Source organism: Acinetobacter sp. 1124_18A (assembly GCF_052824995.1).
In genome coordinates this window covers 24808-40551 of the sequence record NZ_VTDF01000011.1, presented here as the reverse complement: position 1 = coordinate 40551, position 15744 = coordinate 24808, and the positions used below count along the sequence as shown (strand labels likewise).

General features: G+C 39.5%; 17 protein-coding genes and 1 pseudogene. 9 read left to right on the top strand and 9 right to left on the bottom strand.

Going from position 1 to position 15744, the window contains the following annotated elements:
- Positions 1–22 precede the first annotated feature (22 nt).
- The gene (gene blhA / locus FY048_RS17110) at positions 23–661 is read left to right on the top strand and encodes a cell division protein BlhA (RefSeq protein WP_446091932.1); all 639 of its coding nucleotides are present in this window, start codon (positions 23–25) and stop codon (positions 659–661) included.
- A 131-nt stretch (positions 662–792) separates the two neighbouring features.
- Complete coding sequence (locus FY048_RS17105; protein ID WP_446091931.1) at positions 793–1011, top strand: hypothetical protein; 219 nt, start codon at positions 793–795, stop codon at positions 1009–1011.
- 59 nt (positions 1012–1070) lie between these two features.
- Here the strand turns inward: FY048_RS17105 and FY048_RS17100 are convergent, their stop codons facing one another.
- From FY048_RS17100 to glnK, 6 genes are all read right to left on the bottom strand, one after another.
- Entirely contained in the window at positions 1071–1730 is a 660-nt protein-coding gene (locus FY048_RS17100) for a riboflavin synthase (RefSeq protein ID WP_005301612.1), read from the bottom strand.
- Between the two features lie 43 nt (positions 1731–1773).
- Positions 1774–3066: a DNA adenine methylase gene (locus FY048_RS17095; protein WP_446091930.1), complete on the bottom strand. Its 1293-nt coding sequence runs from the start codon at positions 3064–3066 to the stop codon at positions 1774–1776.
- Positions 3063–4148, bottom strand: a complete 1086-nt coding sequence (gene ribD, locus FY048_RS17090; RefSeq protein ID WP_446091929.1) for a bifunctional diaminohydroxyphosphoribosylaminopyrimidine deaminase/5-amino-6-(5-phosphoribosylamino)uracil reductase RibD — start codon at positions 4146–4148, stop codon at positions 3063–3065. Before ribD ends, FY048_RS17095 begins: the two co-directional genes overlap by 4 nt.
- Before the next feature lie 15 nt (positions 4149–4163).
- Positions 4164–4622, bottom strand: a complete 459-nt coding sequence (gene nrdR / locus FY048_RS17085; protein ID WP_003654416.1) for a transcriptional regulator NrdR — start codon at positions 4620–4622, stop codon at positions 4164–4166.
- Positions 4623–4746: 124 nt separating this feature from the next.
- The gene (locus FY048_RS17080; protein ID WP_446091928.1) at positions 4747–6141 is read right to left on the bottom strand and encodes an ammonium transporter; all 1395 of its coding nucleotides are present in this window, start codon (positions 6139–6141) and stop codon (positions 4747–4749) included.
- Positions 6142–6197: 56 nt separating this feature from the next.
- Positions 6198–6536, bottom strand: coding sequence for a P-II family nitrogen regulator (gene glnK, locus FY048_RS17075; protein ID WP_000780326.1), 339 nt, complete (start codon positions 6534–6536; stop codon positions 6198–6200).
- A gap of 278 nt (positions 6537–6814) precedes the next feature.
- On the opposite strand from glnK, the gene FY048_RS17070 reads away from it, so the two are divergent.
- The 4 genes and pseudogenes from FY048_RS17070 to FY048_RS17055 form a co-directional block, all read left to right on the top strand.
- Positions 6815–7042, top strand: a complete 228-nt coding sequence (locus FY048_RS17070; RefSeq protein WP_446091927.1) for an accessory factor UbiK family protein — start codon at positions 6815–6817, stop codon at positions 7040–7042.
- Between the two features lie 65 nt (positions 7043–7107).
- Positions 7108–8592 (top strand): YifB family Mg chelatase-like AAA ATPase, encoded by a 1485-nt coding sequence (locus tag FY048_RS17065; RefSeq protein ID WP_446091926.1) that lies wholly within the window; start codon positions 7108–7110, stop codon positions 8590–8592.
- Positions 8593–8698: 106 nt separating this feature from the next.
- Positions 8699–9244 carry an NADPH-dependent FMN reductase gene (locus tag FY048_RS17060; protein ID WP_446091925.1) on the top strand — a complete coding sequence of 182 codons (546 nt, stop codon included), beginning with the start codon at positions 8699–8701 and terminating at the stop codon, positions 9242–9244.
- Positions 9245–9247: 3 nt separating this feature from the next.
- A pseudogene (locus FY048_RS17055) lies at positions 9248–9358 on the top strand (hypothetical protein); the annotation flags it as partial.
- On the opposite strand, the gene pdxR reads toward FY048_RS17055, so the two are convergent.
- Positions 9355–10806: a MocR-like pyridoxine biosynthesis transcription factor PdxR gene (gene pdxR, locus FY048_RS17050; RefSeq protein WP_446091924.1), complete on the bottom strand. Its 1452-nt coding sequence runs from the start codon at positions 10804–10806 to the stop codon at positions 9355–9357. The pseudogene FY048_RS17055 and the gene pdxR sit on opposite strands and share 4 nt — an antisense overlap.
- A gap of 111 nt (positions 10807–10917) precedes the next feature.
- Between pdxR and FY048_RS17045 the strand changes: the two genes are divergently transcribed.
- Both FY048_RS17045 and FY048_RS17040 read left to right on the top strand, forming a co-directional pair.
- Positions 10918–11694: an aldolase gene (locus tag FY048_RS17045; protein ID WP_446091923.1), complete on the top strand. Its 777-nt coding sequence runs from the start codon at positions 10918–10920 to the stop codon at positions 11692–11694.
- A gap of 15 nt (positions 11695–11709) precedes the next feature.
- A complete protein-coding gene (locus FY048_RS17040) occupies positions 11710–12588 on the top strand; it encodes a dihydrodipicolinate synthase family protein (protein WP_446091922.1) in 879 nt (292 codons plus the stop codon).
- 42 nt (positions 12589–12630) lie between these two features.
- Here the strand turns inward: FY048_RS17040 and FY048_RS17035 are convergent, their stop codons facing one another.
- Positions 12631–13452 (bottom strand): TorF family putative porin, encoded by an 822-nt coding sequence (locus FY048_RS17035; protein ID WP_446091921.1) that lies wholly within the window; start codon positions 13450–13452, stop codon positions 12631–12633.
- 56 nt (positions 13453–13508) lie between these two features.
- Positions 13509–13679, bottom strand: coding sequence for a hypothetical protein (locus tag FY048_RS17030; protein ID WP_446091920.1), 171 nt, complete (start codon positions 13677–13679; stop codon positions 13509–13511).
- Between the two features lie 733 nt (positions 13680–14412).
- Here FY048_RS17030 and FY048_RS17025 point away from each other — a divergent pair.
- Positions 14413–15693: an OprD family outer membrane porin gene (locus FY048_RS17025; protein ID WP_446091919.1), complete on the top strand. Its 1281-nt coding sequence runs from the start codon at positions 14413–14415 to the stop codon at positions 15691–15693.
- Positions 15694–15744: the final 51 nt, after the last annotated feature.

Sequence of the window (15744 nt, the reverse complement as noted above, 5' to 3'; positions counted from 1 at the left end):
ATACTGTTGATTAAGGAGAACCATGGTGGCATTAAATGTCGGGCAAGATTTTAAAAAAAGATGGTTAAATGCGCCTGAAGCTGTCCGTCATGCCTATCAACAGGATCTGGCGCGTATTTGTGATTTACTCGAACCGCAAACGCCTATTCAGCTTTGGGTTTTAAATGACGAAAAAGCACAGTTAGAATCACAGCAAAAAATTGAGCAAGCCTATGCAGACCTCAAAGCGGAGCTCATTGAACAAGCACGTATTCGTCGTCAGCTCGCTTTAGAAAAAGCGCTTGCCGACAAACGTGCTTCAGAAGCTGCTTACGCTGCGGAATTGCAAGCCGATGAAATTCGTAAATTTAATGAACAGACTGAAACATTACACACATTACGCAATCATTTAGAACAAGAAGTTGCAGAACAAACTGCGCGTTATCAGAAAAACCCTGAAACACCCGTAGTCAATTACTCTGCTGGCGTAAAACTTAGTATTACCGATGATCAAATCTTATCTGAGCTTGAAAGTCTACGCCTTCGTTTAGAACTTGAAGCTGAGAGCTTAATTGAACATTCTGTAACGGCTTTCCGCGCCAAACTTCATACTGCTGCCCAAGATGAAATAGAATATATTTTGAAAAATTCTAACTTTTCTGATGAAAAAATAGAAAAGTAAACCTTTAAATATTTCTCTTGTCATAAAAATGACACCTATATGTCACAAAATAGACATAAATATTATTCTTATAGATCAATTGATTATAAGAATGAAAAGTAGCTATTCAAGATAATTAATGAGGATAAGAGATGGACATTCTGCATCAGATTTCAAAGCAAGTTGAACAGCTTGATCAGGGTGAACAATGGACGTTTTCAGCACAAGAATTTTATATGAGTCATAACGACTTTAACTCTTTATCTATCTTACTTACACGTGAGTCTGAAAACGGTGATTTTACAATTACCCGCACTCAGCATAACAAGTCATGGGTCGGCACACACTCGGTTACTCTAACCAAGCACTAAATTTTCAAAATAAAAAACCGGAACAAATGTCCGGTTTTTTATTTTAACGATCTAGCTTTTTATTTTAAAAAACCATTTTCAGCTAAAAAAGCCATACTAATATTTGACTCTGTTTTTTGTTCAGCAGCCTTGTCACCTAGCAATAAACGCTCGATATAACGCGCTAAAACATCGACCTCAAGGTTTACCTTGCTGCCGACTTGCCACGTTCCAATGTTAGTACGTTCTGCTGTATGCGGAATTAAGTTTAAGCTTAAAATATTTCCACGTAAGTGGTTAATCGTTAAACTAATACCATCTACAGTCACAGAACCTTTTTCTGCTAAATATTTAGCAAGTTCTGCGGGTGCTGTAACTTCATAATAGATTGAGCGAGCATCTTCACGTACTACGGTAATTTCACCCACGCCATCAACATGACCACTTACAATGTGACCACCAAAGCGTGTCGTTGGTAACATTGCCTTTTCAACATTGACACGTTGCCCAACTTTCCAGTTACCCAAAGTCGTTCGGTTTAAACTCTCTCGAGAAACATCAGCTGCGTACCAATTATCGCCCCATTCAATGACGGTGAGACAAATGCCATTTGTTGCAATCGAGTCGCCCAAATGTACATCTGACATATCCAGATCAGTCTGAATACGTAAACGCACATCACCGCCTACGCTTTGCAGGCTTTCAACTTTTCCTAAACTTTCAATAATGCCTGTAAACATGGCTCAATCTCCAAATCTTTTTACACTGCTTAAAGTACAGTGCTTACCAAAGTGCGAGCTGTGTACTATTACCTGAAGTATCTACACCACCTAGCTCGGCGAAGTGGTAAAGCTGGCCTAATAACTGACGTAATGGGGGGCCTGACTTGGCATGAGTATCCGTAATCACAATAAACTCAAGCACGCGTGCACGTTCAGACTGTCGCTGTTTACTTACTCGATAGCGCGGAACATCTTGTGTTAACAAGGTCACTTTGCCCCGCTCCAGATTGGCCATAAGCAAATCTTTCGGCTCGATATTACCATCAGTTGAATAACTGGTCAGAATATAGCGGGCATTGATGGTTGAAAGTAGTTTTTCATACGCATCTTTCGCATATTTAGAAGAGTTATAGGGGCTTGGACGCTCTTTACGCCAAGCTCTATCAATTCCACTCTTATAACCTTTAGTATCTGGTGATGGTAAATCGACCTGATCCCATAAAGTTAATGCATTCAAAACATGGTAATTACTACTATATGCATGTTGGTTATACGGTGGATCGAGATAAGCAACATCGACTTCAAAACCACTCATTTGATTTGCTAGATGCTGTGAATCTACACACCACATTTCAGCAGCAGGACGCTTACGGTCACCAATCTCGCAAAAACGACTTGGTGTTAACCAAAGTAATGACTCAATTCGTTCTAATGCAGTTTGAGTACGACCACCCCACCCTTGGTGAAAGCTTTTAAATACACCGCTGGTGTTACTGACAAAACTTGCTGAATAGAGCAATGGCGCGAGCAATGCACTCATCTCTACATCATTAATTGCGCCTTGAGATTGCCATGTTGCAATCTGCTGGCGAATCGCATCAATACGCATACCATTACGGCGTTTAAAGAACAAACGGTCACGAGCTGGATCATAAATATCATCATTACGTGGGCAAAGGTTATGGGTTACCCAGCCTTTAACTTCAGGTAAGCGATTTAAATAATCGATTGCTTTCTGATATCCACCCAGTTCTTTAAAAGCAGGCGCATCGGTACACGCTAAAATCGCATGATTTAAAGCATGGCTATAAGGTTCCCAGTCATTTGCAATCACTCGGTAACCATTTTGACGCGCCAATCGAGACACGACACCACTGCCGGCAAAGAAATCGGCAAAAATCGGAGGATTCTTTTTCTTGCTATTCAGCGTCCCTGTAATTTCAAGGGCTTCTAAAATTAGATGGAGCAATCGGCGCTTATTACCCAAGTAAGGAACAAGCTGATGGAAAAGATATTCGTCTGTCGTACGGGCCGCATGACGACGTTTGTGATAAACCGAAGGCTCTGGATTCATACTTTCTCTTGCGTAGGGATTAACCTTAAGCGTATATCTTGATCAAGTTGTGTCACATCAAGAAGTGTAAAACGAAGTTGTTGTGCCATATATTCAAACTCTGCATTGAACATGGCTCTTGCACTTTTCCCCAATAATGTCGGGGCAATATAACTGATCAATTCATCGACCAAACCTTCTTGTAAAAAGGCAGTAGATAATGTTGCACCAGCTTCTACCAATACATCATAAATTTGATGTTGCTTAGATAAGGCCTGTAACAGCATTTTTAAAGGCTGAATTTCTAATTGTATCACGCCTAAATCTGCAAGTTCTTGACGATATGGCCCCATTACCATGACAGTTTCAGGGTTTTCTAAAATTTTAGCATTGAGCGGTAAACGCCCCTGACGATCTAAAACAACTCGTTTTGGCTGAGCAACTGTCTCAATTTCAACATGATTAAGTGAGCGCACATTAAGCTGACAGTCATCTGCAATCACAGTTTCAATTCCTGTAATCACTGCTCCTGAAATGGCACGCCAATGCTGGACATCTTGACGTGCAACTGCACCAGTAATCCACTTCGATTCACCAGATGCCATTGCAGTACGTCCATCTAGGCTTGAGGCTACTTTTAAGCGTACATAAGGCATGCCTGTAGACATAGCCTTTAAAAAACCTTGGTTTAATTTTTCTGCTAAATCTTCACAAATGCCAACTTCTACTTCAATGCCGGCATTTTTCAAAATCTGAACACCCTTACCTGCTACAAGCGGGTTTGGATCAGGACATGCCACAACCACCTTTTTAACCTGTGCCTTAACTAGTGCTTCAGCACAAGGAGGTGTTCGCCCATAATGTGCACATGGCTCAAGCGTCACATACGCTGTTGCACCTTGAGCCTGCTCAGCTGCCTGACGTAAGGCAAAAACCTCTGCATGTGGTTGACCTGCTTTAGGATGAAAGCCTTCACCTATTAACTGATCATCTTTGACAATGACACAACCAACATTTGGATTAGGCTTAGTCGAATATAGACCACGTTTGGCAAGTTCAATAGCTTGCTGCATCCAATATTGATCTTTTTTCAACTCAGACATAAAAATCTCAAATAGTTATTGTTCACGTTGCTGCATTTGCTCAATTTGACGGCGAAAAGCTTCAACATCCTGAAAATCTTGATAAACAGAAGCAAATCGGACATAAGCGACATGGTCAAGTGCAAATAGGGATTGCATAACGACTTCACCAATTGTTCGAGACTTCACGTCACGCTCACCTAAACGGCGAATCTGCAATTGAATATCACTTAAAACAGTTTCGATCTGTTCTTGAGTGACCGGACGTTTTTGCAAAGCATGCATTAACGAACGGCGTAGCTTGGCCTCATCGAAAGGTTCATTTTTTCCATTCGATTTGATCACACGAGGCATTACCACTTCATAGCTTTCAAAAGTGGTAAAACGTTCACCGCAACTTACACACTCACGACGTCGACGAATCTGACAGCCTTCGGCGGCTAAACGTGAATCGATGACTTTACTATCTGCGGCGTTGCAAAATGGACAATGCATAGCGGATTTATAGGGACGATTACTTTGACCTAGTGTAGCAAAATTTCTACACTTACAGAACCAGCATTCTATAAGACAAAAAAACAGTCCGAAGACTGTTTTTTTGATTGGAATATATTACGAATTATTCAATACGTTCGCCATGTTGGCTCAAATCCAGACCCATGCGCTCATCATCGGCGTTAACACGGATACCAATCACAAGATCAATCACTTTAAGAATTACAAAAGTAGCAACACCACTGTAGATCATAGTTGCCAATACGCCTTCAACTTGTACCCATAATTGACCAGCGAATGTTGGTGCTAAGGTAACGTTGGCTGCTTTGATAATTTCATCACTGTAAAATACGCCAGTTAAAATCGCACCGACAATACCACCTACAGCATGTAAACCAAACGCATCCAAAGCATCATCGGCTTTAAGTAAGCGTTTAAGTGCAGTAATACCCCAGAAGCACACTACGCCACCGATAAGGCCCATGACTAAAGCACCACCTACACCGACGAAACCTGCTGCTGGTGTAATCACAACCAAACCAGCGACAGCACCAGAAGCACCACCTAATACAGAGGCTTTACCACGAATCATACGTTCAACAACTAACCATGATAATGCAGCAGCGGCAGCAGCAACTTGAGTCACTAAAATCGCCATGCTTGCACGAGCACCAGCGCCTAAAGCACTACCACCATTAAAGCCAAACCAACCCACCCAAAGTAAGCTTGCACCGACTACAGTTAGAGTCAAGTTATGCGGAGCCATAGATTCACGGCCCAAACCAATACGTTTTCCAAGCATATAAGCCGCAACGAGACCTGCAACACCTGAGTTGATATGTACAACTGTACCACCAGCAAAATCTAATGCGCCTGCTTTAAATAACCAGCCATCTGCCGCCCAAACCCAGTGAGTAATTGGTGCATAGACTACGAGTACCCAAACTGCAATAAACACCATGAAAGCTGAATACTTCATGCGGTCCGCAATAGAACCACTTAGAATTGCAACTGTAATAATGGCAAAGGTCATTTGGAAAATAACAAAGAGACTTTCAGGAATTGTCCCACTCAATGCATCAAACGCGACTCCGTTTAGCATAGCTTTAGACAAGTCACCAAAGTATGCACCTGTGCCAGAGAACGCGAGTGAATAACCAGCAATCACCCAAATTAAACTTACCAAAATTGCAGCAGAAAGGCTGAACATCATAGTACTTAAGACGTTTTTCTTACGGACCATACCGCCGTAGAACAATGCCAAGCCAGGAATGGTCATCAACAGTACCAAAGCTGTTGAGACTAAAATCCAAGAGGTGTCACCCGTATCAAGTTTTGGTGTTGGTGCTGGAGCTGCCGGAGTTTCAGCAACTGGTGCTTCTGCAGTGGTTGCAGTAGCTTGAGATGTTGATGTAGCCGCAACTTCCGATGTAGGCGTTGTTACAGCTTCTTCTGCCCAAACGGCAGTACCACCCAAAAGAGCGCCTGATAGACTCAGCGCCATAAGCATTTTTTTCATTCGTGTCCCCCAACCTCATTTGCGAGTTATTTTCTACTCAGCAAGCTTTGTGCCAATTAGACAGCATCTGGTCCAGTTTCACCCGTACGGATACGGATCACTTGTTCCAGGTTAGTCACAAAAATCTTACCATCGCCAATTTTTCCTGTGCTTGCTACACGAGTAATTGATTCAATTACCGCGTCAACCATTTCATCACTAATCGCAATTTCGATTTTTACTTTAGGTAAGAAATCAACCACATACTCCGCGCCACGGTAGAGTTCAGTATGTCCTTTTTGACGACCAAAACCTTTAACTTCAGTTACGGTAATCCCTTGTACACCAATGTCAGAGAGCGCTTCACGCACGTCATCCAATTTAAACGGTTTTACAATTGCAGTTACAAGCTTCATGTTTGTTTCCTTCGGCTTCTTTTCACCAGTAAGGTTTTATGTTCAATTTTCATGCCAATATTTCAAAGGTTGAGGGAAATGAATCTATTGCATGAACTTTCTTTATAACCTATTTAGTGATCAAGATGTAGATGAGCTATTAAAAATAAAATGAATTTTCAGTATAGTTGAGTGCTTATTTAATGTTCTATTTGTACTAAAAGAATTGAAACCTATATCCCACGTTCAAGCAGTGGTAAACTGTAAACCATAAGGTAATACAACACTTTGGATATTTCATGCTAGAAACTTTATTACAGGCCATTCTGGAACAAATTGATGAGCCTAAAAAAGATTTGGAAAAAAATTTACGTGCATTATTAAATGAAGCAGTCGAAAAGTTAGACCTTGTTTCTAAACAAGAGATTGACCGTCAAAAGACTGCACTTCAATCAGCCAACCAACGTTTAGCACAGCTACAGAAACAAGTGGAACTATTAGAAGAAACTTTAAAGAATAAAAAATAAGCACCAATGTAGCGCACTTATACTTTACAACGATTAAAAATGAAGCACCATAATGGAACAATAAGATGTCTTTTTCTAAAATTTATACACGGGGACTTTTGGGTTTACATGCACCTCTCATTGAAGTAGAGGTACATGTGAGTCAAGGCTTACCTTCTCTTACCATTGTAGGCCTAGCCGAAGCGGCAGTAAGAGAAAGTAAAGACCGAGTTCGCTCAGCGATTATTAACAGTGGATTTCAATTTCCGACTAAACGACTGACCATTAATCTTGCACCAGCAGATTTGCCCAAAGATGGTTCACGTCTAGATTTACCAATTGCTTTAGGTATTTTAATTGCCTCTGGTCAGCTCCCAGAAAACTGTGCCAAAGATTTTGAATTTATTGGAGAGTTAGCACTTGATGGTCATGTAAGGCCGGTGTCAGGTACTTTAACTTTGGCAATGGCATGTCAACAAGCCAAGCATAAAATGCTTTTTCCGCTTGATAATAGTCAGGATATTAGTCACTTACCTGACTTTAAATGTTATCCAGTGAGCCACTTAAAAGAAGTCTGTGAACATTTTTTGGGCACGAAATCTCTATCTTCGGTTGAGCCTACGACCACTTCAAACCAAATGCCTTATAAATTTGACCTTGCAGATGTAAAAGGTCAGTTACGCCCACGCCGTGCACTCGAAATTGCTGCTGCTGGAGGGCACTCCTTACTTTTTAAAGGACCACCCGGCACAGGTAAAACTTTACTCGCCTCAAGGCTTCCTTCAATTTTACCGCCTCTGACTAATCAAGAAACGCTTGAAGTTGCTAGCATTTATTCTATTTCAAATACATCACATACTTTTGGTCAGCGACCATTTCGAGCGCCCCATCATACAGCATCAGCGATTGCACTCGTTGGGGGCGGTTCTCACCCTAAACCGGGCGAAATTACATTATCGCATTTAGGAGTACTTTTTTTAGATGAGCTCCCCGAGTTTGATAGAAAAGTACTAGAAGTCTTACGCCAGCCGCTTGAGTCAAAAGAAATCATTATTTCACGAGCAGCTCGGCAAATTACTTATCCGGCTAACTTCCAATTGATTGCGGCGATGAACCCATGTCCATGTGGTTATGCATTTAATCAAGATAGCCGTTGTCAGTGTTCACCCGAGAGTATTAAGCGCTATCAAAACCGTATATCGGGGCCATTACTTGACCGTATCGATTTACATATTGATGTACCACCGTTAAAGGCCCAAGAGCTACAAGATCCAACGCCTGTTGAAGATTCGAGTAGTGTTCGACAACGTGTGATTTATGCCTATGAACAACAGATTCAAAGACAAAATTGTTTAAATCAGGCACTTTCACCGAAACAGCTAGAACAACATGCTGTACTTGATAGTACTTCTCAACGAATGATTGAAATGGCTCAACAACGTTTAAATTTATCGGCCCGCGCTTATCATCGTGTTTTACGAGTAGCGCGGACCATTGCCGATTTAGCTCAAAGTGAAGTGATTCAAAGTTCTCACCTTACAGAAGCATTATCCTATCGAGGAAATAGTTAACAAATCAGTTAAACAGCGGATCGTGAGTCCGCTGTTTTTTAATATTTATATGAGTTGTTAATTAAAGAATTTATTACTGCCTATATAAAAAGGCAAAGAGGACGCTATGAAAATTTTGGCTATATCCGGCAGTGCAAGAGAGGCATCTACAAATACAGCGCTATTACGAGCAATGAAAGATATAGCACCGTCCAGTATTGAATTTTCAGTTTTCGATCAAATTAATACTTTGCCTATCTTTTCTTCGGATGATGAGGGAGAAAAAACGCCTGCTGTAGTAGAAGAATTTATCAAATCTGTTTCTGCCTCAGATGGCATTATCATCTCAAGTCCTGAATATATCCGTTGTATTCCAGGCGGTCTCAAAAATGCAATTGACTGGATGGTTTCACGCACTGAAATCATAGACAAGCCTATCGTTCTAGTTCATGCATCTAGCCGCGGCGACGATATGCTAGTTTCTTTAAGAAGAGTACTTTCGACAGTCAGTAGCAATTTTTTTGAAGATTTATTTTTACGCTTCTCTCTTCTTAGCAAATCGCCTGAACAAATTGTTGAGATGCTACAAACTGAAGAATATAAGTCACAAATTACACCGTTCCTACTTAGCTTTGTCTCAGAAATTCAAAAGTATCAAGATCAATTAGAGTGAACTTTTCATCGTGTTTTACAAGTAGTGTAGATCATTGCCGACTTAGCTCAAAGTGAAGTGATTCAAAGTCCTCTCCTTACAACAGCGCTGTCTTATCAAGGCAATCATTCTTAAAATGAAACAGCGGATGATGAGTCCTCTGTTCCTTTGTTAAGAACTTGATTTAAGGTCTCGATTAAAGAAGTAATTTCTTTCTCTGATAAAGCTGCAAAACCAAAGCGAATACAGCGATTAGAAGACTCGATTTTTTTAAATTTATGCTCTGTATCAATGTTGAGTTCTTTTATTTTTATAAGCTGATCTTGAGTAAATGGTTTCTGGAATTTTACCCATAAAGCCATTCCACCCGCGGGTGGTTGTACCTGAACACTCTCTGCAAAAATTCGGTGGAACTCAGTTAACGCATGGTCACGGCGTTGTCGATATATTTTTTTCATTTTACGGATGTGTCTTTTAATTTCACCCCGCTGCATTAAATCTGCCAAGGCAAGTTCAGTAATATTATTACCTTGCCGATCAATCAATAAAATATCTTCAGTAATCGATTGAATGATGGGTGACGATGCCACGATGTAGCCTAAACGAATCCCGGGTGCAAAAATCTTAGACAATGAACCAACATGAATGACTAATTCAGAATGAGGCAAACTCGCTAAGGGTGGCATAGGCCGACTGTCATAATGGAATTCATGGTCATAGTCATCTTCAATAATATAAAAGCCCCATTTTTTTGAAAGCTCTAAGAGTTGAAGACGGCGACTCATTGGCATGGTAACAGTTGTAGGATATTGATGATGCGGAGTTGTATAAATGGCAGCAACCGAGTGTTCTTTTAAAATCCGTTCTAAATCTTCAATGACAATGCCTTGTTCATCTAATTTGACAGAAACGACCTGAAAACCATTTGATTGGAACGCTTTAAAAGCAGATGGATAATACAATTCTTCAACGACAATTACTCCCTGCCGATTAGTTAATGCACGTGATGCAACAAAAATTCCCATCTGGCTACCACGTACAATACAAATCTCATCTTCGGCAACATTCATAAAACGTTCCATCGACAACATTTGTTGTAAGGCTTGTCTTAGCTCAACCATACCTTGCGGATCACCATATCCCATATACTGGTTTTGAGTAATTTTAATCAGTGCATGCCGATAGGCGCGTGAAAATAGTTCGTAGGGAATAAGCCGTGGATCTGGTACTCCATCATTATGTGGGTGTTGAATAACTTCTTGGATTATTGGCTTATTATTAACTTTTCTTTCCGATATCGACTCTATTTGGAGTTGTTTTTCTGGCAAAACATCTGCCACAAATGTGCCTTTTCGAGGGCGAGTCACAAGCCAGCCTTGCGCTTCTAATTCTTCATATACTGCTTGTACCGTTTTTCGATTAATCCCTAGTTCTTTCGACAAACTACGAGACCCCGGTAGCATAGTACCTTGCGCCAAACGGCCACTTAAAATTTCCTGACTAATCAAGTTGGTAAGCTTTAAAAAAACCGTCTTTTCTTCTCTTTCATCGATACGAAAATGCACTTGCCAAGGTCTTAGCATATTTGCCTCATCTGGACCATATAACTTATAAAAACTGGATGTATTGATTCATCCAGTTATTTTCTATTCTGCCTTCACCTACTGAATTTGGTCAACTGGACTGGAGAAGAGATGAAGACTGCTTCTGTAAACAAACAAGACCTGATGCAACATGCACAGCAAGACATGCAAAAGTGGATTAGTGACTCAGATTTAACTGACCGCCAAAAGCTTGCACTCACTTGTCGTATTTTATTTGATCATGGCCATGATGCTGGTTTAGCAGGCCAAATTACTTGCCGTAGTGAAAATAAAGATTCCTTTATTACCCAACGTTTTGGTTTAGGTTTTGATGAAATTACTGACTCAAACTTGCTTGAGGTGAATCAAGACTTAGAACCCATCAATCAAGAAGGTATGGCAAACCCAGCCAACCGCTTTCATACGTGGATTTATAAAGAGCACCCAGAGGTGAACTGTATTATCCATACGCATCCGACTCATGTAGCTGCATTGTCGATGCTTCAAATTCCGCTCATGATTTCTCAAATGGATGTTTGTGCACTCTATGAAGATTGCTCTTTTGTAGGCCATTGGCCAGGTGTTCCTGTAGGTAACGAAGAAGGTATTTTGATTTCTTCTGCTCTGGGTAAAAACCGTGCTGTTTTGTTGTCTCACCATGGTCAACTGGTCACAGGAAAAACCATTGAAGAAGCCTGCAACTTGGCGCTTTTAATTGAACGCGCAGCTCAACTGCAACTTTTAGCCATGTCGGCCGCGCAAATTCAGCCGATCCCACACGATTTAGCAACAGAAGCTCATGACTGGTTGTCTACCGATAAACGCAACAAAGTGAACTTTGCTTACTACGCACGTAAAGCTTTGAAAAAACATTCTGACTGTATTTAAAAAGAGATTTCGACCATGAAACTAAACGGCATTATTGGTTACCCTGTTACCCCATTTTCTGATGACAACACCATTAACCTTCCTATTTTAAAACAAATGCTCGATTTGCTTATTGAAAATGGCTGTGATGCGATTGCACCTTTGGGTAGTACAGGCGAAAGCGCTTATCTTGAATGGGATGAGTGGTGCTTAGTCGCTAAAACGTCAATTGAAAGCATCAATAAACGTGTGCCTGTCATTATTGGAATTTCAGAACTCACCACTGATCAAGCCATTAAAAAAGCGCAGATTGCTCAAAGCTATGGTGCAGATGCACTTATGGTGATTCCTGTATCTTATTGGAAGCTAACAGATCAAGAGATTTTTGAATATTATCAGGCAATTGCCCAAGCAACGACTTTGCCAATTATGATTTATAACAACCCTGCAACTAGCGGTGTTGATATGTCTCCAGAATTAATTGTGCGTATGTTTAACAACATTGCAAATATTACGATGGTAAAAGAAAGCAGCGGTGACATTCAACGTATGCATAAAATTCAAGAACTCTCAAAAGGAGAACTCCCATTTTATAACGGTTGTAATCCTCTAGCTTTAGAAGCTTTATGTGCTGGAGCAAGCGGTTGGTGTACAGCAGCACCAAACCTGTTAGGCCAAAGACCTCAACAACTTATCGAACATGTAAAAAATGGTGAATTAGAACAGGCACAAAAATCATTTTATCAGCAACTTCCTCTATTACGCTTTATTGTAACTGGTGGTTTACCCAAAACGATTAAAGCAGGTTTACAGTTAAAAGGTGTTGCTGCGGGTTCACCACGTAAGCCACTGTCTAAAGCTGCGGATATTGAGCTTAACCAGTTAAAACGACTACTTTTTGAAATAGAAAACTAATAAAAAAGCGGGTTTATTTACCCGCTTTTTCACAACTCAAACTTAGAATGTTTTAGTTAAACTAAATACTAAGCCTGTGTCATAAGGTTTTTTCTGAGCATCAGTCATACCAGAAGTGCTAATGTCTGTACCAACAACATCTAGCTCAGCCAAAATGCCTAGAACGTTACGGTTTACACCCACTTTATAATCGATATAGCTATCGTCTTTACCTGGTCCACCCGCAACTACGGCTAAAGCATCTTTATTTTTGAATTTGTTATAGCCAACTGATGCAAGTCCAGTAAATCCTGTATCTGCAATTGGCGCTGAATAACCGACATTAAAATACCAGAACTGCTTAGAATGAGCCCAGTAATCATCTGAATAGTTCACACCTACGCTAAGTGCATCCCCTTTAAATAAAGAATCAGCAAAAGTTAATTTACCGTAAACCTCATTAAAATCTAATCCATTTTTACCATCATAACCAATACCATTACGGTCAAAACTATGGCCCGAACCAATATAGCCATAATGAATTACACCAACATCATAAGTAGGCGCAAGCGTATCCGTTAATTTCAAAGTATTGGTATAACCCAAAGCCACATCAGTTTCTGTTGAGTTGCCAGTTACTCCAAAATCAACACTTGAACCCCAGAGTGATAAATAAGCACCAGACTTATGAGAAAAAGTAAAACCACCTTGAATTGCAGGGTTATTTGAGGATTGAGTAACTCCGCGAAAACGGTAGTCTGTAGTTGCCGCTACATTTCCTGTTGCGGTGATGCCATAAAAAGATGGTGCAGGTTCAGCCATAACCATAGTTGAGCCTGCTGCAAAGATACCAAGACCTAAGGTCTTAAGTGCAAATTTCATCATTCTGATCTCCCCCATAATGAATGCACGATTTATGTATATAAAACACATTGTGTTACTTAAGCTTTAGCAATTGCTGTGCCAATTCCATATTTGCTATCACCGCGCTTCATTAATTTTGAGATCAAACTTGTTTTACAATAAAACCCCTGTTTATTTTTTATAAAAATATACCTATAAAAAACAATAAAATAAAATAAAATTCTTGTGCGTTTAGAAATAATAAACATATGAAAACCCCTTATCGGAAACTAGTAACCGAGATAGGAAGTATTCATTTACTCAATGTAAAATTTCTATTTAACCTTAAATAATAAATATAAAAATTACGTAAATTTCTTAAAGCTGGGCGTTTAATGGTCTGAAAATGGGCATTTCATTTAATTAAATTTCTTTATTTTTTCTATTTTTAAACTTATGAACTATTTTGGGTCTTTTTTCATCAGCCATATGAGAAAAAAGAGTAATGCACAAAATTCACGCAAAATATCGCACTAAATTTGATCAACTCAACTAAATTCGATTGGCTTATTATTGTGATCCATTTTTGTACATTACTCTTCAGAATAATGTTATAAAGTAACACTTTAAAAACTATTTAAAATAAATCGTCGAAAAAAGCAACTTAGCATGAGATTAAAAAGTAAACATATCCACCAAAAAAGATCAAAAAACAAACAGAAGAATCAACTATATTTTGAGCTTGGAATATAAAATAAATGGTAAAAATACACTAAAAAATAAATTACTTTTTTTATTTTAAACAATACATTAAGTATAAAAGGTTAATAGTAAATTTAGTAAACAACCAGTAACACATTAATCAATTTCTGCATAGCATATATAAAATAAAATCAACAAAAATATATCTTTTTTATAGATTACTTATACAATTGATTCAAATCCTAGGCCCTGAATAATAACAAGGCACAGGATTTATCGTTTTTATGAGGTTCTTTAAATATGCTAAATGCACAAAAACTTACATTAGCAGTTCTCATTTCTGCGGCAATAATTTCCTCAGCTCAGGCAAGTGAGCAAAGTGAGGCAAAAGGATTTGTTGAAGATGCGAACGGTTCTATTCTCTTCCGTACAGGTTATATTCAACGTGACAAGAAAAATGGCGTTGAAGATGACAGTTCATTTGCTCAAACAGCAATCGTTACACTAGATTCCGGTTTTACTAAAGGTGTCGTTGGTTTCGGTGTAGGTGCTGTTGGTGATTTTTCATTTAAAATCGGTGCAAATAACAATAACGGCAACCAAATGATTCCTCGTTACAATGATGTACGTGAAAATCCGTACGATCAATGGACACGTGGTGGCGGTAGCGTAAAAGCTCGCTTCTCGAATACAACGGTACGTTATGGTACACAAGTACTTGATTTGCCTGTTCTTGCAAGCAACACTGCACGTTTGGTGCCTGAATATTTCACTGGTACTTTGTTAACTAGCCATGAAATTAAAGACTTAGAAGTGGTTGCTGGTAAATTTACTAAAAACCAATATTCTGATCAAATTGCCACTGACCAAAATGGTTTAGATAGCGCAATTGTTTGGGGTGCAAAATATAAGTTTGATGATCAACTCAATGGTTCTTACTATGGTGTTGATGTAAAAGATAAACTTGATCGTCATTATGTGAATGTGAACTACAAGCAACCCCTTGCTAATGACAGCTCACTTACTTATGACTTCAGTGGTTATCATACTAAATTTGATAAAAACGCTTCATTGTCATACGCAACTGGCCCAGCTGGTGAAGACAAAACCAATAATATTTGGGCAGTTTCAGGAACTTATGCGACTGGCCCACATAGTGTGATGTTAGCGTACCAACAAAACAGCGGTAACATTGGTTATAACTATGGTTCAAACCAAGACGGCGGTCAAAGTGTCTATTTGCCAAACTCTTATTTGTCTGACTTCATTGGTAATGATGAAAAATCTGCACAAATCCAATATAGCCTCGACTTTGGCAAGTTAGGTGTATTACCAGGTCTAAACTGGACTACAGCTTATGTGTATGGTTGGGATATCAAAACATCTAACGGTGCAGATGATTCAAGCGAAAGCGAATTCTTTAACCAAGTAAAATACACAGTTCAAAATGGTTTTGCTAAAGGTTCAAGCTTACGTTTACGTAATTCGATCTACCGTGCAGATAACGCTTATACTACAGACTATATGCCTGACACTAATGAATGGCGTATCTTCCTTGATATTCCTGTGAAATTATTCTAATTCACAAATCTATCAAGCATAAAAAAACCTACGTCTGGCAACAGATGTAGG

Bases quoted from the DNA above. Each gene is read 5' to 3' on its own strand.
- FY048_RS17060 (WP_446091925.1), top strand. From the start codon at position 8,699: ATGAAAATTTTGGCTATATCCGGCAGTGCAAGAGAGGCATCTACAAAT.
- FY048_RS17105 (WP_446091931.1), top strand. From the start codon at position 793: ATGGACATTCTGCATCAGATTTCAAAGCAAGTTGAACAGCTTGATCAG.
- FY048_RS17100 (WP_005301612.1), bottom strand. From the start codon at position 1,730: ATGTTTACAGGCATTATTGAAAGTTTAGGAAAAGTTGAAAGCCTGCAA.
- FY048_RS17070 (WP_446091927.1), top strand. From the start codon at position 6,815: ATGCTAGAAACTTTATTACAGGCCATTCTGGAACAAATTGATGAGCCT.
- FY048_RS17040 (WP_446091922.1), top strand. From the start codon at position 11,710: ATGAAACTAAACGGCATTATTGGTTACCCTGTTACCCCATTTTCTGAT.
- pdxR (WP_446091924.1), bottom strand. From the start codon at position 10,806: ATGCTAAGACCTTGGCAAGTGCATTTTCGTATCGATGAAAGAGAAGAA.
- FY048_RS17095 (WP_446091930.1), bottom strand. From the start codon at position 3,066: ATGAATCCAGAGCCTTCGGTTTATCACAAACGTCGTCATGCGGCCCGT.
- FY048_RS17035 (WP_446091921.1), bottom strand. From the start codon at position 13,452: ATGATGAAATTTGCACTTAAGACCTTAGGTCTTGGTATCTTTGCAGCA.
- FY048_RS17045 (WP_446091923.1), top strand. From the start codon at position 10,918: ATGAAGACTGCTTCTGTAAACAAACAAGACCTGATGCAACATGCACAG.
- FY048_RS17030 (WP_446091920.1), bottom strand. From the start codon at position 13,679: ATGTTTATTATTTCTAAACGCACAAGAATTTTATTTTATTTTATTGTT.
- FY048_RS17080 (WP_446091928.1), bottom strand. From the start codon at position 6,141: ATGAAAAAAATGCTTATGGCGCTGAGTCTATCAGGCGCTCTTTTGGGT.
- FY048_RS17065 (WP_446091926.1), top strand. From the start codon at position 7,108: ATGTCTTTTTCTAAAATTTATACACGGGGACTTTTGGGTTTACATGCA.
- glnK (WP_000780326.1), bottom strand. From the start codon at position 6,536: ATGAAGCTTGTAACTGCAATTGTAAAACCGTTTAAATTGGATGACGTG.
- blhA (WP_446091932.1), top strand. From the start codon at position 23: ATGGTGGCATTAAATGTCGGGCAAGATTTTAAAAAAAGATGGTTAAAT.
- ribD (WP_446091929.1), bottom strand. From the start codon at position 4,148: ATGTCTGAGTTGAAAAAAGATCAATATTGGATGCAGCAAGCTATTGAA.
- FY048_RS17025 (WP_446091919.1), top strand. From the start codon at position 14,413: ATGCTAAATGCACAAAAACTTACATTAGCAGTTCTCATTTCTGCGGCA.
- nrdR (WP_003654416.1), bottom strand. From the start codon at position 4,622: ATGCATTGTCCATTTTGCAACGCCGCAGATAGTAAAGTCATCGATTCA.